Raw genomic sequence first — 23,819 nt, 5'->3', positions numbered from 1 at the left:
GAATCCCCTTATTCTAACTTCTTTGTGGACAGCAGCGCATTAGTGCATCTCAAACACATTAAACTGGCGGGTTTCAAATCCTTTGCCGATGCGGTTCATATCCCGATCCCCGGGCAACGGGTGGGCATCGTGGGACCCAATGGGTGTGGCAAGTCCAACGTGATCGATGCGGTGCGCTGGGTGCTGGGGGAATCCCAGGCCCGACAGTTGCGCGGGGAATCCCTGCAGGATGTCATTTTTGGGGGAAGCGCCCAACGCAAACCCCAGGGGCGAGCCAGTGTCGAACTGGTTTTTGACAATTCTTCGGGGCGGGCTCCGGGTCTCTGGTCTTCTTATGCGGAGATTTCCGTCAAACGGGTGATGACCCGCAACGGGGTGTCCCGTTACACGATCAATGAGACTGCGGTGCGTCGGCGTGATGTCCAGGACGTTTTTCTGGGGACGGGGCTGGGGCCTCGAGCCTATGCCATCATCGAGCAGGGCATGATCACGCGCATCATCGAGGCTCGACCCGAGGAGATTCGGGTTTTTCTGGAAGAAGTGGCCGGCATTTCCCGTTACCGTGAGCGCCGTCGCGAAACCCTGCAGCGCCTGACCGAGGCCCGTCCCAATCTGGAACGGGTTCGGGACATGTTGCAGGAGTTGAACCGCCAGATCGAAAAGGTGCAGAAACAGGCCGAGCGGGCCGAGCACTGGAAAAGGTTGCGTGCCCGGCACCGGGAGGCTGAAGCGCGTTGGTACTATGGTCGATGGAAAACGGCACAGACGGAGCAGGATCGTGGGGAACGGGAATGCGCCCAATTGACCGGGGAACTGGGACAGATGCGTCTGACCCAGGAAGGGCACGAATCCCTGGTCGAAGCGACGCGCCTTCACTGGCGTGCCCAGCAGGAAATGGTGCGCCAGGCCCAAGGTGCCCTCTATCAGGCCAATCATGCGCTGCTCGAGGCCGAGTCGGCGGTGCGCGGCCAGAGCCAGGAGCGCCAACGGATGGAACGGGACAGTCAGCGCCTGCGCGCACAGTGGGAGACCGAGCACCAACAATGGGAAAAAGATCGGCGTACATTGAAAGAGATGGAAGAACAACAGGAAGCCTTGCACCAGGAGGCCCGGGTTCGAGAGGAACAAAGTCGGGCAGGGCAGGACGCGTACGAGCAGGCCCGCCGGGCTTTGACGGGGTCGCGCCAGAGGCTGGAACAGGCGCGACAGGCCGAACACGAGATGGAACGCCAGTGGAACCGGCAGCATGCGGAACAGGAATCCAGGGACCGTGCCCTGGAACAGTTGCGGGCGCGTCGTCGGCGACTGGCGGAAGAACGGTCGGGCCTGTGTCTGCCCGATGCCGAGGTGGTCGTCGAAGCAGAAGCCCGTGCCCGCGCTCACGCCGTCTCCCTGAGTATTCTGGAGGCCTCCGAAGGGTCGGCGCGCCTCCGTCTGGTCTGGTGTCGTGCGCAGGTGGAGAACCGGCGGGAATTCCTGGCCGAATGTACGGCCCGGCGCCGGGTGATGGAAAACACCTTGCTGGGTTTGCAGAACCAGAGTGAGGAGAGCGAGCGGGGCGTTTTCGTTCCGGAGGACACGGGAGTCGAGCGCTTCTGGCAACGTTGTCAGGTGGAACCGCGCTGGGAGAAGGTGGTGGAGTTCCTGCTGGGCGCGCGCCTGCAGGCGCTGTACTGCGCTCATCTGCCGACCTGGGCTGAAATGGCGGCTCAGCCGCGGCAAGCCTGCACCTTCTATTACGAGATTCCTTCCGCGGGATTTGTGGAAAGGAACGTACCGGATTTGATCCCGTTGTCCCATCAGGTGCACAGCGAGGATCCGGCCGTTCTCGAGGTCGTGAAGCACTGGTTGCACGGCTGGTATGCCTGCACGGATCTGGAACGTATGCTTGCCTGGGCTGGGGAATGGGGGCCAGACCTGCGTCTGGTGACGTCGGAGGGGCACCAGCGGGACGCCCGTTCCCTCACCTTGTGGGGGATGGAGGAAGGGCACTCCGGGACTTTGGCCCGTGCGCGCGAAATCAGGCGGCTATCGGCAGAATTGCCCGCAGCTCGAAAAGCGGAGGAAGAGGCTCGCCGGCACCTGGCGGTTCAGGAGGCGGGGCGGGAGGAGGTGGCTGCCCATGCTCTGGAACAGGAAAGACACCTTCAGCAATTGCGCAGGCAACAGCATCAGGATGCCCTGGCTTTGACACGGATGCGCGCCGAGCAGGAACGGATTCGACAGGAATGGCTGCGCCTGGAAAAGGAGGCTGAGGCACTGGCCTCGGCGGAAGCGTTGGAAATCCAGGGCAGGTCGGAGAGCATGGCCCACCTCGAGTTGCTCGGTGTGGCACGGGAGAATGCCTGCGCCGTGACGGAGGCGGCACGCGTCCAATGCCTCCGAGAGGAAGAGTCATGGGAGCAGGGCCAGAAGGAATGGCAAATTCTGGAATCAGCGTGCCAGGAGGCCCGTTTTGTCCAGCGCAGCGCTGCAGAAAAATTGAGTCACCTCCGCGTGGCGCAGAACGAACGACAGCAACGCATGGCGTGTCACCGTGCCGATCTGGAAAATCTGCAAACACAATTACAGGGGCTGGACGAGGCGACTGCGGCAGCGAATCTGGAACAGGCGCTGCAGGGGCAACGGATCTGTGCGGCCCAACTGGAACAGCAGCAGGGTGAAATGGATCTTCTGGAGGAACGATTGCATCAGCAGGAGGCGCGGCTTCTGCAAGGGGTGCAAGCCCAGGAACCCGTGCGCCAGGCCCTGGAAAATCTCCGTCTCAAAACCCAGGAGGCGCGCCTGCGTGGGGAGCAAGCCCGGGACTCCCTGGCGGAAGAGGATCCTCTGGTGCTGGAAAGTCTCGATCATTGGTGGACATCGACCGGGCACGCCGAAGGGCAGGACCAGATCATGAACCAGCTGGCGGCGGCGATGGATGCTCTGGGGGCGGTCAATCTGGCTGCTCTGGAAGAACTGGAGGCACTGCGACAGCGCCACGCATGGCTGGCGGACCAGTTGGCCGATCTGGAAGAAGCCGTACGGACCCTGGAGCAGGCGTTGAATGCCATAGACCGGGAAATACGAACCCAGCTCGGCGCAACGGTACATCAGGTGGACGAGAAGTTTTCTATTTTGTTTCAGGAACTTTTTGAAGGGGGTCGGGCTTCTCTCCAGTGGTTGGGAGAGGATCTCCTGGAAGCTGGCGTGCAACTCATGGCCCAGCCCCCAGGCAAAAAAAATTCCAGCCTGTACCTTCTGTCCGGCGGAGAAAAGGCATTGACGGCCATGGCGCTGATCTTTGCGCTGTTTCAACTCAATCCGGCGCCCTTCTGCCTGCTGGACGAGGTGGATGCGCCGCTGGATGACACGAATACCGAGCGGTTTGCGCGCATGGTGCTGAGAATGTCCGAGCACACCCAGTTTCTCTTTATTACCCACAACAAGGTGGCAATGGAAATGGCACAACAGTTGATTGGCATTACTATGGCAGAATCCGGGGTATCGCGTATGGTGGCAGTGGATGTGGAAGAAGCCCTGCGTTTGACGGAACAAGTGATCCTTTGAGGAAGGCATGATGAGTGAATTGCGAATAGTGGCTGGGGTATCGGCTTTGGCCTTGGTGGTTGGGGTGGTATTGTGGGGGCGCTGGCAGGAGCAGCGCCAGCAGCGGCTGGCCCGGGACCTGATTCCGACCTCGGTCCATGATCCCTTGCTGGACGGGGTATCCGAAGTCACTGTTCGCGAGGAACCAAAATTGGGCGGGAACCCTGCTTCGTCGGACCAGGGTTCCGTGATTCCTGCACAGGCTCCCGACCTTCGTTTTGAATACGACGTGGTTTTGCGGGGGAACTTTACCGGAAATGACGTGCGCCAGGCCATTCATCAATCCCGCTTGATGACCCAGGGATTGCGTTGGATCGGGCAGCATCAGGGACAATGGGTGGATGTGACGACTCAGGGGGCCATGAGTTTTGAGCAATGCCATGCGTTGTTGCCGCTGGTCAGCCGGGCAGGGCGAATCAGCGAGGCGAGACTCACGCTTTTTGCGGACGAAATGCGTGCCCTCGCCAGCCATCTGGGGGCAACCATCGAGCCGGGAGAAATGGCGCAAGCGGTTGAACGTGCCCAACAACTGGACCGATTCTGTGAACAGGTCGATATCATCGTGGGGATCAACGTGCATTTTTCCTCGGTCAAAAGCCCCTTGGGGTCGCGGCTCCTGAAATATCTGACGCAGGAAGGAATGATTCTGGGGGAGGATGGGGGATGTCATGCCCGAGCGGCGGATGGACAGGATCGTTTTACCCTGATTCGTCAGGATGGTGCTCCTTTCCTGCCCCTGAATCTGGATCATGAACCCATCAACGCCGTGACCCTGTTACTGGAGGTGGTGCGCGTGCCAGACCCCGTGACGGTTTTCAGGGAGATGTTTGCGGTGGCCGAACGGCTTGCCCTGGTGCTGGAAGGAGACGTGGTGGATGATCAGGGAGAACGTCTGGGGGTGCGTCAATGCGCCACCATCGAGAAGCAACTGGCTCAGGTGATGGGGACTTTGGAAGTTCAGGGCATTCCGCCTGGCAGTGCGCTGGCACGGCGTTTCTTTTCCTGAACGGGGGGCGCATGGACGAAGTCGCTCGTCTGCATTTCCTGCAGGATAAATTGAGGCGCTACAATCAGGAATACCACGAACTCGATGCCCCCACGATTCCCGATGCGGAATACGATGCGCTGTATCGGGAACTGGTGGCATTGGAAGCGCGCTATCCTGATCAGGTCGGGACGGATTCCCCGACCCAGCGGGTGGGATCGCTGGCGTTGCGTCGCAACGTGCGTCTGGTCCGCCATCGCGAACCCATGCTGAGTCTGAACAATGGATTTGGTTTTCAGGACCTCCAGGAATTCGATCGGCGCGTCCGAACAGGACTGGGTGTGGACGAGGTGGCCTATTGCTGCGAGCCAAAATTCGATGGACTGGCCATCAACCTGTTGTATCGCGAGGGGGTTCTGGTACAGGGGGCCACGCGCGGTGATGGCGAGAAGGGTGAAGAGGTCACCGCCAACCTGATGACAGTGAAAAGTATTCCCCGGCGTATGCGGGGTTCTGAACCCTGGCCCGAGTGGTTGGAAGTGCGCGGAGAAGTCCTGATGCTCAAGAAAGACTTCGAACGACTCAATTGGCGCCAGACCCGTGCGGGAGAACGCACCTTCGTCAATCCGCGCAATGCCGCCGCCGGTGCGCTGCGTCAACTGGACCCGGCGGAAACCGCGCGTCGTCCGCTGGTCTTTCTGGCTTATGGCGTGGGAGGGGGCTCTCCGGAGTTTGAATTGCCGGATCATCAGGATGGATTGTTACGTTGGCTGGGCACGTTGGGGTTTCCCGTGGCGGAGGAAGTACGGGTCGTTCAGGGCGAAAGTGGGCTCCGGGCGTTTTTCGAGAATTTGAGCGCGCGCCGAGCCTCTCTGCCTTATGAAGTGGATGGGGTGGTCTACAAGGTCAACGCGCGCATCGATCAGCAGAAACTGGGGTTCGTCACCCGTGCGCCGCGTTTTGCTCTGGCGCATAAGTTTCCTGCCGAAGAGGCACTGAGCACGGTGGAAGCCATCGAGGTGCAGGTGGGGCGTACCGGGACGCTGACCCCCGTGGCGCATTTGAAGCCCGTGTTTGTGGGGGGGGTAACGGTGACGCGCGCAACGCTGCACAATGATGAGGAAATTCGTCGCAAGGACATCCGGGTGGGAGATCAGGTCTGGGTCCGTCGTGCAGGCGATGTCATTCCGGAAGTGGTGCGGGTTGTTCGGGAACTCCGCCCTGCCGGGACGACGGCATTTGAGATGCCCCTCACCTGTCCGGTGTGCGGCAGTCCGGCACGGCGACTGCCGGAAGAAGTTTCCTGGCGCTGCAGTGGAGGCCTTCACTGTCCGGCCCAGCGCAAGCAGGCATTGCTGCATTTTGCCGGACGGCGTGCCATGAACGTGGACGGATTGGGCGAGAAACTGGTGGATGCCCTGGTCGAACGCGCCTGGGTGAGGGAACCGGCCGATCTCTACCGCCTGACCCTGGAACAGTGGGCTTCATTGCCGCGCATGGCACGGAAATCGGCAGAAAATCTGGTTCAATCCCTGGAGCGCAGCAAGGAAACCACCCTGGCGCGGTTTTTATTCGCCCTGGGAATCCGTCAGGTCGGCGAACGCACAGCCCACGATCTGGCCCTTCACTTCGTGACGCTGGAAGCCGTGATGGAGGCCGACGAGACCCATTTGCAGGCGGTGGCGGATGTTGGCCCCGTGGTGGCCCAATCCCTGCGGGATTTTTTTTCTGCGGAACGCAATCGGCAGATCATCGCGCATCTGCGTGCCCAGGGCGTGCACTGGCACGAAAATGTCCAGGAAAGTCAGGCGGTGCAGATTCTGGCCGGTTTGACCTTCGTCCTGACCGGAACCCTGGCCCACTACTCCCGGGAGGAAGCCAGAAATCGTATTGAGCAGGCCGGAGGAAAGGTGGTGGGCAGCGTGACGCGTTCGACCCACTATCTGGTGGTGGGGCGAGATCCGGGCAGCAAGGTTGCACAAGCACGAAAACTGGACATTCCGGCGCTTGATGAAGATCAGTGGGACCAACTTTTCAAGGAAATCAAGGCATGATCAAAAAAATTCGCAAGGCGGTATTTCCGGTGGCGGGAATGGGGAGCCGATTTTTACCCGCGACCAAGGCCAGTCCCAAGGAAATGTTGCCGGTGGTGGACAAGCCATTGATTCAATACGCTGTGGAAGAAGCCGTGGCGGCGGGTATCACGGAAATGATTTTTGTGACGGGTCGAGGCAAGCGAGCGATAGAAGATCACTTCGACAAGGCCTATGAATTGGAGGCTGAACTGGCTCAACGGGGGAAGGACCGAATGTTGGAAATCGTCCGTAATCTGCCGCCCCCGGGCGTGAGTTGTGCCTATATCCGGCAGCCGGAAGCCCTGGGTTTGGGGCATGCCATCCTGTGTGCTGCCCCTCTGGTGGGGGATGAACCCTTTGCCGTGGTTCTGGCCGATGATCTGATCGATTCGAAGGTTCCCGTATTGCGTCAGATGATGGAATGGTACGAAAAAAGTGGCTCCTCCGTGCTGGGGGTACAGCAGGTGCCCCGTGCACAGACCGGGCAATACGGGATCGTCCAGACGGAACATGGGATGGGTGACTACCTGAGGGTTACGGGAATCGTGGAGAAACCGGCGCCGGATCTGGCTCCTTCCACTCTGGCGGTGGTTGGGCGTTATATTCTGACCCCGACGATTTTTGGCACCCTGCGCGAGGTGGCTCCAGGGGCGGGCGGGGAAATTCAGTTGACCGACGGGATTGCCCGTCTGCTGGAACGCGAAATGGTTCTGGGCTGCCCCTTTGAGGGGGTACGCTATGATTGCGGAAGCAAATTGGGTTATCTCAAGGCAACGGTGACCTACGGTTTGCGCCATGAAGAAACCGGGGCTGCCTTTGCCCACTGGCTGGCAGAGAGAACCTGAATGGCCGTGCGTCCCATCCTGCGCATGGGCCATCCAACCCTGCGCACGCCCGCCGAACCGGTATCGGAGGCGGAATGGCCCTGCCTGCCCGAGTTGGTCCGGGATCTGGAAGATACCTTGCTCAGCGCGGATGGGGTGGGGCTGGCTGCGCCACAGATTGGCGTGGGCTGGAGGGTCGTCCTGTTCGGGTTCGAAGCCAGTGCACGCTATCCCGAGGCGGAGCCGATCCCGCGCACCCTCCTCATCAATCCGGTCTGGCGCCCGCTGGGGGAGGACCTCGAAGAAGGATGGGAGGGATGTCTGTCTCTTCCCGGTATGCGTGGCTGGGTTCCCCGTGCCCAGCACCTTTACTACGCAGGCTGGAATCTGCAGCGGGAATGGATCGAACGAACCGTCAGCGGTTTTCATGCGCGCGTGGTACAGCATGAATGCGACCATCTGGACGGAATTCTCTATCCCGCCCGGATTCGGGATTTCAGCCGTTTTGGTTTCATCGAGGAATTATTCCCCGACCCCGAACTACGCCCTGCCAGCGACTGACCCTGTTGGGGTGGGGAACAGTTCCTGAGAAACCTCGTGAAGCAGGTCATCATGCAGACACTGGCGTTCCGCCGGGTCATCCAGGCGTGGAGAAGAAATCAGGAAAACATCTTCCACCCGTTCGCCCAGCGTGTTGATTCGGGCCCCATGCAGATCGATGTCGTGGCGCAGAAAAACGCAGGCCAGCCGGTACAGTAATCCGGGGCGGTCGCCGGTGACCACGGTCAGCGGGACCTGACCGTCACGTTCCGGATCCCCCAGCAGGATGCGCGCGGGATAGGGGAAATGGCGGAGTTGGCGAGGTAGGCGCGACTTGCGTGGGGTGGGAAGGGGGATGGGGTGGTCCAGTTGTTCCTGTAACTCGTTTTCCATTCGTATGAGTTGGGTCCGATAATGTTCGGCCGAACTGTGACGGGGCAGCACCTGAAAGGTGTCAAGGGCATGATGATCCAGGGTGGTGTGGATACGGGCGGCGACGATGGTTTGCCCGGAACGCTCGAAGTATTCGCAAAGTTGGGCAAACAGACCGGTTCGATCCGGGCTGTAGATCAGGACCTGGAATCCTTCCCCTACCGGGGAGAGACGGGCACGAACCCGGGGTTTCGAAGATCCGGTACAGCCTTGCAAGCTGCGGGCGTGCCATGCGATGTCCTGGATTTCATGGCGCCGGAAATAACTGTCTTCCAGGGTTTTCCACAGGGTGACTTCGGAAACCTCCTGCAAGCCGTAGTGTTTCAGAATCTTCAGGGCCTGAATCTGGCGATTTGCGCTCGGTTCGTCGTGGGTCGTTTGCGCGCCCTCCAGAACCTGTGCGGTCAGGCGATACAGATCCTCCAGCAGTTTTCCTTTCCAGGCATTCCACACCTTGGGACTGGTGCCCCGGATATCGGCCACGGTGAGCAGGTAGAGGGCGGTCAGCCGGCGCAGGTTTCCCGTGTGCGCCGCAAAACGGCGGATTACCGCAGGGTCTGACAGGTCCTGTTTCTGGGCCACCGCGGAAAAATCGAGATGTTGTTCCACCAGCCAGGCCACCAACTGTGTGTCGGTTCGGGGCAAATGGTGTTGGCGACAAAAATAGAGCGCATCCGAACGGCCGAGTTGGGCATGATTTCCGCCCCGGCCTTTGGCGATGTCATGAAAGAGCGCCGCCAGGATCAGGAGATCGGGACGGTCGAATTGCTGCATCAGGGTGGAGCAGAGCGGGAACTCATGATCAAAACGGGGCAGGGCAAAGCGACGCAGGTTACGGATGACTCTCAGGGTATGCTCATCCACGGTATAGGCATGGTACAGGTCATGCTGCATTTGTCCCACGATGCGTCCGAAGGCAGGCAGGTAGCGTCCCAGCACCCCCAGATAATTCATGCGCCTCAGGACATCGGCGGTGCGTGCCGGTTGTCTCAGGATTTCGAGAAACTGCTGCTGGTGGACCGGGTTGGCACGAAAAGCCGCATTGATGTGACGTTTCCCCCGCCAGACGGCACGCAGGACATCGGGCGTAAAACCGCGCAGGTCAGGGTATTGCTGGAGCAGAAGGAAGGCATTGAAGAGGAGTTCCGGTTTCTGGTCCAGAAGGGTACCGGGGCTGGTGCCCAGCAAATCTCCCTGCCGTACGAAGGGTTCCTGCAGGAGAACAGGCGGGGTGTGCACGGGGCGGGCACGCGCTTCGATTTGTTCCACCAGGATGGCATTCATCAGGAGAACGGATTTGGCGGTTTTGTAGTAGGCCTGCATCAACCCTTCGCTGGCACGCTGTTGAACCGTGTCCTGCCAGCCGAGTTGAAGGGCGAGCGGGGTCTGGTAATCGAAGAGGAGGCGGTCTTCGCGGCGTTGCGCAAGGCCCTGCAGGCGAATGCGCAAGTCCTGCAAAAAACCCCAGAGGGTACGGACCTGCCGCGCTTCTGAAGCGCTGATCAGTCCCGCCTGCGTGAAAGAGGCCCAGCCGGGATTCAATCCCGCGCCCCACGCGATCCAGGAAATCGTGTGCAGGTCGCGCAGTCCTCCGGGGCTTTCCTTGAGGTTGGGCTCCAGGTTGAAGGCAGTATCGTGGTGTTTGCGATGGCGCTGGCGCTGTTCCTGGATCTTGCCAGCTCTGAAGGCGTTCAGGTCCAGGGCGGCGGGAAGTTTTTGACAGAGTTCCTGTTGGGCCCGCCGTTTCCCGCAGAGAAATCGTTGTTCGGCCAGATTGGTTGCGATGGTCAGATCCTGAGCGGCTTCTTTCAGGCATTCTGCCTCGGTGCGGACGCTATGACCGACTTCCAGTCCAATATCCCAGAGGGCTCCGATGAAGGATTCGATGCGTTGGGCGAGGGAATCGTTTTCCTGGCCGGGCAACAGGATGAGCAGGTCGATGTCGGAATAGGGATACAACTCGCCGCGTCCATACCCGCCCACGGCCACCAGGGTGGCATCCTGCCCGAAGTCGTGCGTGGTCCAGAGTTGGCGCAGGGTTTCATCCGCAACGGTGCGCCATTGCTCGAGCAGCCGTCGTGGGGAGGGTTGGTGCAGGTAGGCTTCAAAAAGTTCGGTTCTTTTTTTTTGAAGTTGGGATTTGAGTGTGGCAGCGGCGCGCATGTCAGGGGGCGGGAGGTGTCCCGGAAGAAACGGTCAGAACCTCGAAACCGTCCGGCGTCACCAGGATCGTATGCTCCCACTGGGCAGACAGGCTATGATCGGCGGTGACGATGGTCCAGCCATCACCCAACGGACGGATATCCCGCCGCCCGGCGTTGATCATGGGTTCGATGGTGAAAATCATGCCGGCCTCGAGGCGCAGGCCGCTCCCTTTTTTGCCGTAATGCAGGACCTGGGGTTCTTCGTGAAAGTGGCGCCCGATGCCATGACCGCAAAATTCCCGGACCACGCTGTAGCCCGCTTTTTCGGCAAAGGTCTGAATGGCATGGCCAATGTCTCCCAGATGGCGGCCTGGAGCGACGGCACGGATGCCGTGCCAGAGCGACTCGTAGGTCAGGTCGCACAGACGGTGGGCCTGTTTGCTGACCTCTCCCACAAGGAACATGCGGCTGGTATCTCCGTGAAATCCCTCCTTGATGACGGTGATGTCGAGATTGACGATGTCTCCATTCCGGAGGATGCGCTCGCCGGGGATGCCATGACAGACCTGATGGTTGACCGAAGTGCAAATCGAACGCGGGTAGGGCCGATGGCCCTTGGGTGCATAATTCAGGGGGGCCGGGATGGTCTGCTGGACCTCGATCATGTAGTCATGGCACAGACGATCCAGATGGTCGGTGGTGACGCCCGGGACCACGTGGGGCGTGATGTAGTCCAGAACTTCGGCGGCGAGGCGGCAGGCGGTCCGCATTTTTTGAATTTCTTCGGGGTTTTTCAGGGTAACGGCAGAAGGAGGCATGAGCTGGGAATCTGGATTGGTTGATTATTGTGAAGTCGGGATGGTATCATAAAGGGCTTTATCGCAATTTCACACGCCGGTTAAAACACAGGGTGCCTTGAGAAAGGTGAAATGGACCGGCGGCGGCTCAACCCTCGATCAGGAGTTTTACCATGTCAGTCACCATGCGACAAATGCTGGAAGCCGGAGTTCATTTTGGACACCAGACCCGTTACTGGAATCCCAAGATGGCCCCTTACATTTTCGGTCACCGCAACAAGATTCATATCATCAATCTGGAAAAGACCCTTCCCCTCTACCAGGAAGCCATGACCTTTGTGCGCCGCCTGTCCGCCAATAACCAGACGATCCTGTTTGTCGGGACCAAGCGTCAGGCTCGGGATATCGTGCGCGAAGAGGCGTTGCGGGCCGGTTCCCCCTTCGTGGACCACCGTTGGTTGGGCGGAATGCTCACGAATTTCAAGACGGTCAAGCAATCGATCAAGCGTCTCAATGAACTTTCCCTGATGATCGAAGATGGCTCCATGGATCGTTTGTCCAAGAAGGAAGCGCTCAACTTTCAGCGTGAGAAAGAAAAACTGGCGCGCAGTCTGGGCGGGATCGTGTCCATGAATGGCGTGCCGGATGCATTGTTCGTGATCGATGTGGGTTACCAGAAAAATGCCGTGGTGGAAGCGCGCAAACTGGGTATTCCCATCATCGGCGTCGTGGATACCAACAACTCCACGGAAGGCGTCGATTATGTCATTCCGGGGAACGATGATTCGACACGCGCCATTCGACTCTATGCGCGCGGCGTGGCAGATGCCATTCTGGAAGGGCGCGCCCAAAGCCTCAACGAGGCCGTTGCGGGAGAAGAGTTTGTCGAAGAGGAAAGCGACGTTTCCGAGGCCTGAAGAGTCGGGAACTGACGCCTCCGCCAAGCGGAGGGTTCTGGATTAATTGAAGGAGTGGGCTATGGCGGAAATTACCGCATCGATGGTGAAGGAACTGCGCGAACGCACAGGCTTGGGGATGATGGAGTGCAAGAAGGCATTGGCCGAGGCTCAGGGGGATATGAAGGCGGCAGAAGATCTGTTGCGCATCCGGAGCGGGGCCAAAGCCAGCAAAGCTGCGACCAGGGTGGCCGCAGAGGGTGTGGTGGCGGTGGCCATCCAGGCCGATACCCGGGTCGGCGCGCTGGTGGAAGTCAATTGCGAAACCGACTTTGTGGCCAAGAATGAAGAGTTCATGGCTTTTGCGCGCACGGCAGCCGAGTGTGTGGTGCGCGACAATCCGGCGACAGTGGACGCGCTGGCCCAGTGTGCCCTGCCTGCAGGCGGGACTCTGGAAGACGTGCGGCAGGCCCTGGTCATGAAGTTGGGTGAAAACATGACCTTGCGCCGTTTTACCCGTTACGAGACCACCGGGCATCTGGCTCAGTACATGCACGGGCAGAAAATTGGTGTGTTGGTGGACATGATCGGCGGGGATGCGGCGCTGGGGCGTGACATTGCCATGCATATTGCGGCCAGCAAGCCGGTTTGTGTTTCCAGGACGGAAGTTCCTGCCGCGCTGCTTCAGCACGAGCGCGAAATTTATACCGCGCAGGCGGCAGAGTCGGGGAAACCGGCAGAGATCATTGCCAAGATGGTGGAAGGGCGGGTTCAGAAATATTTGGCCGAGGTGACCCTGGTTGGGCAACCCTTTGTCAAGAACCCGGACCAGACCGTCGAAGTCCTGCTCAAGAGTCGGGGGGCCAGCGTGCAACGCTTCTCCATGCTGGTGGTGGGCGAGGGGATCGAGAAAAAAGTCGAGAACTTTGCCGCAGAAGTCGCTGCAGCAGCAGGTACCATGGCTTGATCAAGGGAAGACCATGAAACTTGCTTACCAACGCATCCTCCTGAAACTGTCGGGCGAAGCACTGATGGGGGAGGATGCTTACGGCATCAATCGGGCCACGATCGACCGTATCGTGGCCGAGATTGCCGAGGTCGTGCGACAGGGTGTGCAGGTTGCCGTGGTGATTGGAGGAGGGAATATCTTCCGTGGGGTGGCGCCTGGCGCCGTAGGAATGGACCGCGCCACCGCCGACTACATGGGAATGCTGGCCACGGTCATGAATGCCCTGGCGTTGCAGGATGCCATGCGCCGGGTGGATGTGGTCAGTCGGGTTCAGTCGGCCCTGAATCTGGAACAGGTGGCAGAGCCCTACATTCGCGGTAAGGCGCTGCGCTATCTGGAAGAAGGCAAGGTAGTGATTTTTGCGGCGGGGACGGGCAATCCGTTTTTTACGACGGACACGGCAGCGGCATTGCGCGGGGCAGAGATCAGCGCAGAGGTAGTGCTCAAGGCGACCAAGGTGGACGGTATTTACACGGACGACCCCAACAAGAACCCGGATGCTCGCCGTTATGTACGCCTCACTTTTGAAGAGGCCATCGTCAATAACCTGAAAGTAATGGATGCAACGGCGCTGACTTTGTGCCGTGATCAGAACCTGCCCATTGGAGTATTCAGCATTTTCAAACCGGGTGCTTTGATGCGTGTCGTTCGGGGTGAACCCGAAGGCACCTTTGTGACGAATTGAAAGGGTAACGTCAGATGATTTCCGATATCAAGAAGACTACCGAACAGAAAATGGCCAAATCCGTGGAAACCCTCAAGGCGGAGTTGGCCAAGGTGCGAACGGGACGAGCCCATGCGGGGTTGTTGGATCACGTTCGAGTGGACTATTACGGAACCCCCACGCCGCTCAACCAGGTGGCGAGTGTCAATCTGGTGGATGCCCGGACCATTGGGGTCAATCCTTACGAGAAAAAAATGGGCGCGGTGATCGAAAAGGCCATCCGGGAGTCTGACCTCGGTCTCAATCCTTCCTCGCAAGGGGATCTGATCCGGGTTCCCATGCCTTCCCTGACCGAAGAACGGCGACGCGACCTGACCAAGGTGGTCAAGGCCGAATCCGAAGGCGGACGGGTGGCGGTGCGCAATATTCGACGCGATGCCCTGGCGCAGTTCAAGGAGATGGTCAAAGCCAAAACCATCTCGGAAGACGAGGAGCGACGCGCACAGGAGGACATCCAGAAAATGACCGATCGCTTCATTCAGGAAATCGACAAGATGCTGGCCGTCAAGGAAGCCGAGTTGATGGCAGTTTGACGGTTCGGCGCGAACCTGTCATGGTCAGGGCAAAAAGTTCCACCCAGACGATTCCAGACGTTGCCACGATTCCCCGTCACATCGCCATCATCATGGACGGCAATGGGCGTTGGGCTCGTCAGCGGCTTTTGCCGCGGATCGCTGGTCATCGCAAAGGAAGTGAGGCCGTGCGTACCCTGGTGGAATCCGGGCTGCAATGTGGCATTCCCTACCTGACCCTGTTTGCCTTCAGCAGTGAAAACTGGCGCCGTCCGGCGGATGAGGTCAGTTTGCTCATGCAACTTTTCATGCACATGCTGGAAAAAGAAATTCAGCAACTGCATGGGGCTGGGGTGCGTTTGCGGGTGATCGGAGACCGGTCTCCGCTGGGTCACGGGTTGCAGGCGCTGATCGAGGAAGCGGAACGACTGACCCTGGACAACCAGGCGCTGACCTTGACGCTTGCGGTGAATTATGGGGGACGCTGGGATATTCTGCAGGCAGTCAATGCCTGGCGTGCTGCAAATCCTGCTCAGACGCATCCATTGACCGAAGCGGATCTGCAGGCGCACCTCTGCCTGAGCGATCTGCCGGAACCCGACCTGTTCATTCGTACCGGCGGCGAACAACGGATCAGTAATTTTCTGCTCTGGCAGTTGGCATATACCGAGTTATATTTTACCGAAACCCTCTGGCCGGACTTTGACCGTGTTGCCCTGGATCTGGCCATTCTTTCCTATCAGGGCCGTGAACGACGTTTTGGCCGGACCAGTGAACAATGCTCCGCACTCGGCTCCTGACTGCGTCTGTGCTTTTGGTGGTGGTGGGCCTGAGTTTGTTCTGGGCACCTCCTCAAGTCTGGGAGGGCCTGGTGACCGGGGTCATGATTTGGGCGGGATGGGAGTGGGCGGGGCTGGCGAAGGCAGTCTTCTGGCAACGTTGCCTGTATGCCTTGTTGATCCCTCTGCTTTATCGGATCGGACGGGAGACTTCCTGGCAGGATCTGGGGATGGAAGGATCCCTGGTCTTCTGGGTTGTCCTGGTTCCTCTGTGGATGAAACAGCAATGGCGGATCAGCGGTCTCCCTCTTCTCGCCGTTGGTCTTCTGGTCCTGCTTCCCACGGGCTGGTCCCTCACGCGTCTTCAACATCAGGGCAATCTCGTGCTCCTGGCCCTGATGGCCGTACTCTGGATATCGGACAGTGCGGCCTATTTTACGGGTCGTCTCTGGGGAAAGCACCGACTGGCTCCTGCCATCAGCCCGGGGAAAACCTGGGAGGGCGTGGCGGGCGCGGGACTGGCCGCCACGGTTTATGGGGCCATCTGGTGGTGGCTGGCACGGACGGGATCTTCCTCGATGACCCCGCTGGTCAACCACCTTGGATGGGGTTGGTTCCTGCTCGTTTGGGGGCTGGTGGGGTTAGGCATTCTGGGGGATCTGTTTGAGTCCTGGATCAAACGTTGTGCCGGCGTCAAGGACAGCGGCAATGGATTGCCGGGGCATGGCGGAGTTCTGGACCGAATCGATGCGCTGACGGCAACGCTTCCTCTGGCCGCATTGAGCATTCATCTGCTGGGGGGCGCATGAAGCAACACCTGACCATTCTGGGGGCCACCGGCAGCATCGGCATGAGTACCCTGGAGGTCGTTCGACGTCACCCGGAATGCTACGAAATTCACGCCCTGACTGCGCATCGCAACCTGCAGGGCCTGGCGCGTCAGTGTGTGGACTTTCGTCCCCGTCTGGCCGTGGTGCCTGAGGCCGCGCAACTGGATGAACTGGCACGGCTCCTGCGCATGCTGGATCCCCACTGTCCTACGGCACTGAGGGCTGGGGAAGGGGCGCTCGAAGAAGTTGCCTCGGCGCCGGAAGTCACCACGGTGATGGCGGCCATTGTAGGCGCTGCTGGTCTGGCATCCACCTTGGCGGCGGCCCGTTCGGGCAAAAAAATACTTCTGGCCAACAAGGAATCCCTGGTCATGTCGGGTCCCCTGATGATGCAGGCCGTGGCGCAGGGCGGCGCATGCCTGCTTCCCGTGGACAGCGAGCATAACGCCATCTTCCAGTGCTGGCCGAATGGCGAGGGAGGGCGTTCTGGCGTGGAAAAAATTCTATTGACGGCTTCCGGTGGACCTTTCCTGAACACGCCGTTGCAGGACCTGGAAAAAGTCACCCCGGAACAAGCGTGTCAGCATCCGAAATGGCGCATGGGCAAGAAGATTTCGGTGGATTCGGCGACCATGATGAACAAGGGACTCGAGTTGATCGAAGCCTGCTGGTTGTTTGGTTTGCCGCCGGAAAAAGTTGAAATCGTGATTCATCCCCAGAGTCTGGTTCATTCATTGGTCGGGTTCATCGATGGTTCGTTGTTGGCCCAATTGGGACATACGGACATGAGGATTCCCATCGCCCACGCCCTGGCCTATCCCGAACGTCAATCTTCCGGGGTGCCCCTGCTCGATCTGACTGCGGCGGGTCCCTTGACTTTCCTGCCCCTGGAGCGGCAACGTTTTCCCGCTGTGGCACTGGCAGAACAGGCCATGCAGGCCGGGGGAACGGGACCCACCCTGCTGAATGCCGCCAATGAGATGGCGGTGGCGGCATTCCTGGCGGGAGGTCTGAGTTTTCGGGCGATCACCGATACCATTGCGCAGGTGCTCGACCAACTCCCCTCTCAAGCATGTACCACCCTGGAGGAAGTCAACGAGGCGGATCGACGGGCACGCCACCTCACCGGGCAGATCCTGGCCAGGAGAAATGCGTGTTGAATGGGAGCGTGGGGACGTTAGGGGCTTTCTTGCTGGCGCTCAGCTGCCTGATTTTCATCCATGAACTGGGGCATTTCGTGGTAGCCCGTTGGGTGGGAGTCAAAGTCCTGCGTTTTTCCATCGGACTGGGGCGTCCGATATGGCGTCGACAGGCAAAAAACGGGACCGAGTGGGTGGTGGCGCTCCTTCCCCTGGGGGGATATGTACGCATGCTGGACGAACGGGAGGGCCCGGTGTCCCCTCGGGAAGTTCATCAGGCCTTCAACCGGAAATCCCTGGCGCAAAGAAGTGCGATCGTGGTGGCGGGACCGTTGGCAAATTTTTTGCTGGCCTGGTCATTATTCAGCCTGCTTTATGTTCTGGGGATTCCTGGACAACGACCCTGTCTGGATGCACCGGAGACAGGCACCCTGGCATGGCATGCCGGGATTCGGGCGGGGGAATGCGTGTTACGCCTGGAAGGAAAGGCGATCCGAACCTGGCAGGACTTTGAGTTGGAATGGCCTCGAGTGGTTCGGCGCGAAGGAGCGGTGAGGTTGGTGACACGGAATGACCGAGGTCAGGAAGAAGTTCATCGGCTGGTCACGGCACAAGTCAACGCGGCGGCAGAAGAGGGCGTGGAAGGGAGCGGTTTTCATCTGTGGACACCGCCGTTGCCTCCGGTGGTTGGGCAAGTCATCCCGGACAGTGTGGCGGACAAGGCCGGACTGAAACCTCTGGACCGTTTGTTGCGCGTGGCGGGGCAGCCGGTGGAAACCTGGGCGCAAGTGGTTCGGGTCGTTGAAGCCCATCCCCAGGCTGTCGTGGAGATCGAACTGGCGCGTGCCGGTCAGACCCGAGCAGTGCAACTCATTCCTCGGGCGGTGGATTTGCCCAATGGTCGCCGGATCGGGCGGATCGGCATCAGCCCGCAGGTCACCGAGGCCATGCGCCGAGAATGGACGGTTCTGGATCAGGATCCCCCTTTGATGGCGCTTTGGCACGGTGCCGTGAAAACCTGGTCACTCACCCTGTTGACCCTGAATTCCTTTGGACAGTTGCTCACCGGCCAGGCATCCCTGGACAATCTGGGCGGACCGGTTCGGATCGCATCGCTGGCGGGAGACAGTGCTCGCCTGGGGCTGCTGCCTTATCTGCAATTCATGGCGTTGATCAGTATTAGCCTGGGCGTTCTCAATTTATTGCCGATTCCCTTATTGGATGGGGGGCATTTGTTGTATCATGCCGTGGAGTGGGTGAGGGGGCGGCCCTTGTCCGCGGAAATCTTGAGTCTCACCCAGCGTTGGGGGTTCTTTTTGCTGGCGGGGCTCATGGTTTTTTCCTTCCTGAATGATTTGCGCCATTTTTTCAATCACTGATTTTATTTCATGTTTCTTCGTTCACTGTTATTCCTGTTCTGGATATGTTGGAGTTCTCTGGCGTTGGCCTTGGCGCCGATCACGATCCAGGATATCCGGGTGGAAGGCGCACAGCGGATCGAGCCCGGGACGATTTTCAGTTATCTGCCCCTTAAAGTGGGTGACACCATTACCACGGAAAAAGCTTCCGCTGCCCTGAAGGCGCTTTACGATACCGGTTTCTTTTCCGATGTGCGCCTCGAATCCGAGGGCAATGTTCTGGTGGTCTATGTTCAGGAACGTCCCTCCATCGCCCGCCTTGAAATCAACGGTGCAAAATCCTTCACCAAGGATCAACTCAAGGATGCCCTGAAAACCATCGGGATCGCGGAATCGCGGATCTATGACAAATCCTTGCTGGACAAGGCAGAGAAAGAACTCAAGCGACAGTATCTGGGAAAGGGGAAATATTCGACGCAAGTGTCCACCACCGTGACGCCGCTTCCCCGCAACCGGGTTGCGCTGGCCTTCAACATCGTGGAAGGGGAAGCAGCGCATATTCGTGAAATCAATATCGTCGGGGCCCATGCTTTTTCTGCCAAGGAACTGCAGGATCAATTGCAGTTGAATACGCCCAACTGGCTGTCCTGGTATACCAAGAATGATCAGTATTCCAAGCAGAAATTGTCCGGCGATCTGGAAGCCCTGCGTTCCTTCTATCAGGATCGGGGTTACCTGGAGTTTGCCGTGGATTCGACCCAGGTGTCCATTTCTCCAGACAAACAGGACGTCTATATCAGCGTCAACATCACCGAAGGACAACCGTACAGGGTGTCGGATGTGAAACTGGCGGGCCAATTTCTGGTACCCGAGGCAGAGTTGCGAAAACTGCTCACGCTCAAACCGGGTGATCTGTTCTCCCGCGAGAAAGTCACGAGTTCCACCAAGGCCATTGCGGATCGGTTGGCCCAGGATGGCTATTCCTTTGCCAATATCAATGCCAATCCGGAAATCGACAAGGAGCATCATACCGCCGCCTTTACCTTTGTCATCGACCCCGGAAGGCGGGTGTACGTGCGCCGGGTCAATATTTATGGGAACACCACGACCCGGGATGAAGTGATCCGGCGCGAAATCCGTCAGATGGAAGGGGCCTGGTATTCCGTGGAAAAGGTCAACCGCTCCAAGGAACGGATCGACCGTCTGGGTTTCTTCTCCGAAGTCACGGTGGACAGTCCGCCTGTGCCCGGTACCACCGATCAGGTGGACGTCAACTTTACGGTCGCAGAACGTCAAACCGGTTCCATCCAGTTGGGGGCCGGGTACTCCAATGCCGAAGGGATCATTCTGAGCGCGGGGATTACCCAGAGCAATCTGTTCGGGAGTGGAAACTCGCTTTCCTTCGGGGTCAGTACCGGGCTGGTGACCCGTACTTATTCTGTCGCCTATACCAATCCCTATTGGACCGAAGAGGGGGTCGCGCGCACCATCAGCCTGTATGACCGTTCCATCGATACTTCCTATCTGATCGGGGTCAGCCCCTATTCGACCCGGACTTTGGGGGCCGATGTGACCTATACGATCCCGGTCTCGGAAGTGAATGCCTATTCTCTAGGGTATGGATTCGAAGCCACCAGCGTGGGGGTATTCAATACCAGTCCCGCCGAGTATGTGGATTTCGTCAATCAGTTCGGTTCACAGGCCAAGGCCATCAAGGTAAGTATGGGGTATACCCACGATACCCGGGACAGCATCATCTATCCGATGAAGGGATGGAGTCAGAAGTATGGGTTGGAGGTGGGGGTGCCTGGAGAAAACCTGACCTACTACCGCGCGACAGCCAGTGAGCAAGTACTTACCCCCGTCAGTCTGAATACGACGCTTTCCCTGTCCGGTCAGTTGGGTTATGCCAACGGTTATGGAGGCGTACCCTTGCCCTTCTACAAAAACTTTTTTGCCGGTGGGGTGGGATCGGTGCGAGGCTATTTCCCGGGCAGTCTGGGTCCCCAGGTTTATGACAATTATGGTAACCTCCTGAACCTTGGGGGGAACAAGATGATTACCGGGAGTGCCGAATACTTCTTTCCCTTGCCGGGCTCGAAAGGCACGGACAAGTCCTTCCGCCTGAGCACGTTTGTGGATACCGGGAACGTCTATGGCTACAATCAGGGATTTTCCATCCCCCAACTGCGCTATTCGGCGGGGGTTGCCCTATCCTGGTATTCGCCCATGGGGCCTCTTGAATTCAGTTACGCCGCCCCCTTTCACTATAACTCAGTCACTGATAACATTGAGCGACTACAATTTCAGTTAGGTAATACGTTCTAAACTTGAAGAGAGATGCCCCATGCATAAGATCGCTAAATCCGTTTCCCTGCTGTTTGCCTTCTTCTTATTGAGTACGTCGGTCATGGCCACCGAACTGAAGGTGGGCTGGATCAATATCGAGCGAATTTTCCGCGAGGCGGCGCCAGCCCAGGCGGCCACCAAGAAACTGGAGAAAGAGTTCGATAAACGGCAGGCAGAGTTGCAAAAAATGGGCAAGCAGATCCAGGATCAGCAGGCCGAGCTGGACAAGAACGGAATGACCATGGGCGAGGGGGAACGCGCCCACAAGGAACGTGATCTGGCCAACCTGAACCGTGATTTCCAGCGCATGCAACGGGAATTCCGGGAGGATCTCAATACGCGTCGCAACGAGGAATTTGCTTCCATTCAGGAGCGGGCCAACAAGGCCATCAAGGAAATTGCCACGACGGAGAATTATGACCTGATTCTGACCGATGCCATTTACGCCGGCCCCCGCATCGACATCACCGACAAGGTCATCCGGATCATTGACAGCGGCAGTAAATAACCTCCTTCATGCGTGGACAGTGCACTTACACCCTGGGCGAACTGGCCCGGTTCTGTGGCGTCGAGGTAGAGGGAGATCCGCATACCCCGATCGGGGGGGTGGGGACTTTGGAGGGAGCGGAGCCTGGCGAGATCACCTTTTTGACCAATCCGCTGTATCGGGCGTATCTGGGTCATACCCGAGCTGCTGCCGTGATTCTCAGGAAACAGGATCGGGAAGCCACGGATTTGCCCTGCCTGATCACGGACAATCCGCACGGGTGTTATGCCCAGGTGGCCCGGAAACTTTTTCCTGAAGTCAGGCCCCGACCCGGTATTCACAGGACGGCGGAGGTTCATCCCGAGGCACGGGTCTCACCCCTCGCCAGTATCGGCCCGCAGGCAGTGATCGAGGCGGGTGTCCTGATCGACGATGGGGTCGTGGTGGGGGCCGGTGGATACGTCGGCGAAAGGGTCCATCTGGCTCAGGACGTATTCCTGTACCCGCGCGTCACGTTGTACGCAGGTGTCACTCTGGGGCCGCGCACTCTGGTGCATTCCGGCGCCGTGATCGGGGCGGATGGCTTCGGCATGGCCTGGCAGGAAGGACAATGGTTGAAGGTCCCCCAGGTGGGGAGCGTGCGGATTGGGGCTGACGTGGAAGTCGGGGCCAATACCACCATCGATCGCGGGGCTATCGAGGATACGGTGATCGAGGAAGGGGTCAAGCTGGATAACCTGATCCAGATTGCCCATAACTGCCGAATCGGCGCCCATACCGTGATTGCGGGTTGCACGGGTATTTCGGGGAGTTCGCGGATTGGGGCGCGCTGTCGGATTGGTGGGGGCGTGGGCATCGTGGGACACGTGGAGATCTGTGACGGCGTCACGGTGTCCGGATTTTCTTTGATCACCAAGTCCATCACGCAGCCGGGCGTATATACTTCGGCCATTCCTAGTCAACCCCATCGCGCGTGGTTACATACCCTGGCGCATTTGAGGGGACTTCCGGAATGGGCAGAGCGGGTTCGCCGGCTTGAAATGGCGCAGGTGCAGCATGATCACTCAATAGAGAATGGAGAATGAACGATGAGTAGCATGGACATCAATGAAATCATGGAATATCTTCCTCATCGCTATCCTTTTCTCATGGTTGATCGGGTTCTGGAGGTCACGCCGGGCAAATCCATCGTGGCGATCAAAAATGTCAGCCGTAATGAAGAGTATTTTCAGGGGCATTTCCCTCACCATCCGGTCATGCCGGGTGTATTGATCATTGAATCCCTGGCTCAGGCGGCTGCTCTGCTCAGTTTCAAGACAGAAGGCATCAAACCGGATGGAAAAATCGTGACCTATTTCGTCGGCATCGATCAGACCCGTTTTCGTAATCCGGTTTTTCCCGGTGATCAGTTGCGCCTCGAGGTCTCATTGTTGCGGCATTCCTATAAAATCTGGAAGTTTTCTGCCAAGGCCTGGGTGGAGGATCGCGTAGCGGCCGAGGCCCAGTTGATGTGCGCAGAAAAAAATCTGGCCGAATCCGCATAACGCCGATTCATGAATTCCTGGAATTCTGCAGACCCGCTGCGCCATCCGACGGCTCTGATTCATCCTGACGCTGTATTGGCGCCTGATGTACGGGTCGGCGCTTACAGTTTGATCGGCTCCGGCGTCACGGTAGGCGCAGGAACGGTCATTCATGACCACGTGCGCATTGCGGGTCGGACCACCATCGGCCAGCGTAACCGGATCTACTCGTTTTGTTCGTTGGGGGGCGAGCCCCAGGACAAAAAATACCGGGGAGAAGAGTCGGCGCTGGAGATTGGCGACGACAATACCATTCGCGAGTTTTGTACCTTCAACCTGGGGACCGAAGAGGATGCGGGGGTGACCCGTCTGGGCAACCATAACTGGATCATGGCCTATGTCCATCTGGCCCATGACTGTCAGGTGGGGAACCATACCACCTTTGCCAACCATGCCACGCTGGCCGGGCATGTTCATGTGGGAGACTGGGTGACGCTGGGGGGGTTTGTCGGGGTGCACCAGTTCGTACGGATAGGTGCCCATAGTTTCATTGGCATTTCTGCAGTCATTACCCAGGATGTCCCGCCCTATCTCCTGGTGGCCGGGATTCCTGCAGCACCCCATGGCATCAATGCGGAAGGGTTGAAGCGCCGGGGCTTCACGACGGAAGAACTGAGCGCGCTCAAACAGGCCTACCGCAAGTTGTATCGTTCGGGATTGTCCCTGGAACAGGCTCAGCAGGAACTGACCCTGCTGGCACAGAACGCTCCCTGTGTGCTTCCCTTGCGGGAGTTTCTGGCCCAGTCCACCCGCGGCATCCTGCGCTGA

Annotated in this window: 20 protein-coding genes; 18 read left to right on the top strand and 2 right to left on the bottom strand. The window is 58.8% G+C overall.

What is annotated here, in order from left to right:
- The first annotated feature begins 42 nt into the window (after nt 1-42).
- From smc to M6F29_RS01380, 5 genes are read left to right on the top strand one after another with little or no spacing between them, the layout of a single operon-like run.
- A complete protein-coding gene (gene smc / locus M6F29_RS01400) occupies nt 43-3,549 on the top strand; it encodes a chromosome segregation protein SMC (RefSeq protein WP_298156798.1) in 3,507 nt (1,168 codons plus the stop codon).
- Nucleotides 3,550-3,559: 10 nt separating this feature from the next.
- Complete coding sequence (locus M6F29_RS01395; protein WP_298156796.1) at nt 3,560-4,594, top strand: cell division protein ZipA C-terminal FtsZ-binding domain-containing protein; 1,035 nt, start codon at nt 3,560-3,562, stop codon at nt 4,592-4,594.
- A gap of 11 nt (nt 4,595-4,605) precedes the next feature.
- Nucleotides 4,606-6,627 (top strand): NAD-dependent DNA ligase LigA, encoded by a 2,022-nt coding sequence (gene ligA, locus M6F29_RS01390; protein WP_298156794.1) that lies wholly within the window; start codon nt 4,606-4,608, stop codon nt 6,625-6,627.
- Complete coding sequence (gene galU / locus M6F29_RS01385; RefSeq protein ID WP_363320319.1) at nt 6,627-7,493, top strand: UTP--glucose-1-phosphate uridylyltransferase GalU; 867 nt, start codon at nt 6,627-6,629, stop codon at nt 7,491-7,493. The genes ligA and galU overlap by 1 nt, the downstream gene beginning before the upstream one ends.
- Nucleotides 7,494-8,033 carry a peptide deformylase gene (locus tag M6F29_RS01380; RefSeq protein ID WP_298156792.1) on the top strand — a complete coding sequence of 180 codons (540 nt, stop codon included), beginning with the start codon at nt 7,494-7,496 and terminating at the stop codon, nt 8,031-8,033.
- Here the strand turns inward: M6F29_RS01380 and M6F29_RS01375 are convergent.
- Both M6F29_RS01375 and map read right to left on the bottom strand, forming a co-directional pair.
- Complete coding sequence (locus M6F29_RS01375) at nt 8,013-10,607, bottom strand: [protein-PII] uridylyltransferase (protein ID WP_298156789.1); 2,595 nt, start codon at nt 10,605-10,607, stop codon at nt 8,013-8,015. The genes M6F29_RS01380 and M6F29_RS01375 overlap by 21 nt on opposite strands.
- A 1-nt stretch (nt 10,608) precedes the next feature.
- Nucleotides 10,609-11,406, bottom strand: a complete 798-nt coding sequence (gene map / locus M6F29_RS01370) for a type I methionyl aminopeptidase (RefSeq protein ID WP_298156786.1) — start codon at nt 11,404-11,406, stop codon at nt 10,609-10,611.
- Between the two features lie 152 nt (nt 11,407-11,558).
- Here map and rpsB point away from each other — a divergent pair, with 152 nt between their 5' ends.
- From rpsB to lpxA, 13 genes are all read left to right on the top strand, one after another.
- Nucleotides 11,559-12,302, top strand: coding sequence for a 30S ribosomal protein S2 (gene rpsB / locus M6F29_RS01365; protein WP_298156783.1), 744 nt, complete (start codon nt 11,559-11,561; stop codon nt 12,300-12,302).
- A 61-nt stretch (nt 12,303-12,363) separates the two neighbouring features.
- Nucleotides 12,364-13,248 (top strand): translation elongation factor Ts, encoded by an 885-nt coding sequence (tsf, locus tag M6F29_RS01360; RefSeq protein ID WP_297497868.1) that lies wholly within the window; start codon nt 12,364-12,366, stop codon nt 13,246-13,248.
- 13 nt (nt 13,249-13,261) lie between these two features.
- Complete coding sequence (pyrH, locus tag M6F29_RS01355) at nt 13,262-13,975, top strand: UMP kinase (RefSeq protein WP_297455972.1); 714 nt, start codon at nt 13,262-13,264, stop codon at nt 13,973-13,975.
- A 14-nt stretch (nt 13,976-13,989) separates the two neighbouring features.
- Entirely contained in the window at nt 13,990-14,547 is a 558-nt protein-coding gene (frr, locus tag M6F29_RS01350) for a ribosome recycling factor (RefSeq protein ID WP_298156779.1), read from the top strand.
- Between the two features lie 20 nt (nt 14,548-14,567).
- Complete coding sequence (gene uppS, locus M6F29_RS01345) at nt 14,568-15,326, top strand: polyprenyl diphosphate synthase (RefSeq protein ID WP_298156778.1); 759 nt, start codon at nt 14,568-14,570, stop codon at nt 15,324-15,326.
- Nucleotides 15,305-16,114: a phosphatidate cytidylyltransferase gene (locus tag M6F29_RS01340; RefSeq protein ID WP_298156775.1), complete on the top strand. Its 810-nt coding sequence runs from the start codon at nt 15,305-15,307 to the stop codon at nt 16,112-16,114. Before uppS ends, M6F29_RS01340 begins: the two co-directional genes overlap by 22 nt.
- Complete coding sequence (gene dxr / locus M6F29_RS01335) at nt 16,111-17,295, top strand: 1-deoxy-D-xylulose-5-phosphate reductoisomerase (protein WP_298156772.1); 1,185 nt, start codon at nt 16,111-16,113, stop codon at nt 17,293-17,295. The genes M6F29_RS01340 and dxr overlap by 4 nt, the downstream gene beginning before the upstream one ends.
- Entirely contained in the window at nt 17,289-18,653 is a 1,365-nt protein-coding gene (gene rseP / locus M6F29_RS01330) for an RIP metalloprotease RseP (protein ID WP_298156771.1), read from the top strand. Before dxr ends, rseP begins: the two co-directional genes overlap by 7 nt.
- Nucleotides 18,654-18,662: 9 nt before the next feature.
- Complete coding sequence (gene bamA, locus M6F29_RS01325; protein ID WP_298156768.1) at nt 18,663-20,960, top strand: outer membrane protein assembly factor BamA; 2,298 nt, start codon at nt 18,663-18,665, stop codon at nt 20,958-20,960.
- A 19-nt stretch (nt 20,961-20,979) separates the two neighbouring features.
- The gene (locus M6F29_RS01320; RefSeq protein ID WP_297455986.1) at nt 20,980-21,489 is read left to right on the top strand and encodes an OmpH/Skp family outer membrane protein; all 510 of its coding nucleotides are present in this window, start codon (nt 20,980-20,982) and stop codon (nt 21,487-21,489) included.
- A gap of 8 nt (nt 21,490-21,497) precedes the next feature.
- Nucleotides 21,498-22,553, top strand: a complete 1,056-nt coding sequence (gene lpxD, locus M6F29_RS01315; protein ID WP_298156766.1) for a UDP-3-O-(3-hydroxymyristoyl)glucosamine N-acyltransferase — start codon at nt 21,498-21,500, stop codon at nt 22,551-22,553.
- A 3-nt stretch (nt 22,554-22,556) separates the two neighbouring features.
- Nucleotides 22,557-23,012 carry a 3-hydroxyacyl-ACP dehydratase FabZ gene (fabZ, locus tag M6F29_RS01310; RefSeq protein ID WP_297455990.1) on the top strand — a complete coding sequence of 152 codons (456 nt, stop codon included), beginning with the start codon at nt 22,557-22,559 and terminating at the stop codon, nt 23,010-23,012.
- Between the two features lie 36 nt (nt 23,013-23,048).
- The gene (lpxA, locus tag M6F29_RS01305; protein ID WP_366525912.1) at nt 23,049-23,819 is read left to right on the top strand and encodes an acyl-ACP--UDP-N-acetylglucosamine O-acyltransferase; all 771 of its coding nucleotides are present in this window, start codon (nt 23,049-23,051) and stop codon (nt 23,817-23,819) included.

Source organism: Ferrovum sp., assembly GCF_027317285.1.
GTDB lineage: Bacteria > Pseudomonadota > Gammaproteobacteria > Burkholderiales > Ferrovaceae > Ferrovum.
The sequence above is the reverse complement of the archived record's forward strand: the minus strand, read 5'-3'. Positions and strand labels throughout refer to the sequence as shown.